Raw genomic sequence first — 1,197 nt, 5'->3', positions numbered from 1 at the left:
TCGACACCCTGCACGCGCCTAAGAAACAGACGGGCTTTTTTGCCGCGCTGCAAAGCTCCTCGGCTAGAGCTACCGCATAATGAAACGGGAATTTTTCGTTACAATAAGCAATCCCCGCGCACATAGTGAGCTTTTCCTTTATATCGAGCTTCTTATTGTCCGTTTCCTTTTCAAATTCCTCGATGAAATTTTTAGTAAATTCTAACGCTATGTCTGCATCGCAAACCGCCGTCATATCGTCGCCGCTTAAAATTAGCGCTTTTATCTTTAGATCATCTTTTCCAAGAGCGACTTTTGTTTTTACTTTGGCATTGGCAAATGCATCTTTTGTCGCTTTATCAAGCGCCTGCGAAAATTTAGCTATAGCTTCCATTTCGCCGCTCTTTTTTACGACTTCGACTAAATTTTTAACTAAGACGCCAAGCCCGTTGCCGTCTGCGTGGATAACGGCTAGTTTATTTTTCTTATTTGAAATTTGGCTAAATTCTTTTAATTCCTTAGCTCCCGGGTGTCTCTTAAACCACCTTCCGTGCGCTTCTCTCTTTTGAACGGACGAAATGTCTAATGCATCATCGTCATCAAATTTTACGATAGGTCGCGCCGTTTTGGGCGCAAGAGCCATAAAATTTATACTCATATCAAGCGGCAAGCTCGGGCGGTTGCGCTGAGTTTTTAGCTTTCGTTCGAGCTCTTTCGATGCCGTTCCGTAGTCGTTGCCGTTATAAGGAGCGGCGGCCTGAGAAATGGTAATGCCGTAAGCATTTTGCATTATCTTTTTAGGCAGATCCCTGACGATCTTTTTTAAATTTTCCTCGCCATCTACGATCGCTCTAAAATTTCCCGCGGCATTAAGCAAAATTTGCTCTACTAAGCCGTTCGCCCTTAGTTCGTCAAAGACGCCAAATATCGCGCCGTCGCCCTCTTGCTTGTTATCAAATTTTTGTCCGAGCGAGTCTATTATTTCGCTGGCACCGATGATCTCTTGCAACTTGTTCGTGGCGTAAATATACTCTTGTATACCCTGGATACTTGCACCGTATAGGTATTTAGCCATCTTGCCTCCTTCGTGTTATATTTTTGAAATTTTATCGCAACTAAACTTAAATTATTTTTTGAAAAATTTCTCAAAATGAACTAGCCGAAGCGACGCCTCGTGCTAGACCGAATTTATTGTCTAGTCCTACCGCAAAAGACACA

1 pseudogene is annotated in these 1,197 nt (G+C 42.9%); it reads right to left on the bottom strand.

Features of this window, described 5'->3' with window-relative positions:
* Window positions 1-1,054, bottom strand: a pseudogene (locus Q0135_RS04190) (hypothetical protein); the annotation flags it as partial.
* Window positions 1,055-1,197: the final 143 nt, after the last annotated feature.

Source organism: uncultured Campylobacter sp., from assembly GCF_937981295.1.
In the GTDB taxonomy this organism is placed as follows: Bacteria; Campylobacterota; Campylobacteria; order Campylobacterales; family Campylobacteraceae; genus Campylobacter_B.
The sequence above is the reverse complement of the archived record's forward strand: the minus strand, read 5'-3'. Positions and strand labels throughout refer to the sequence as shown.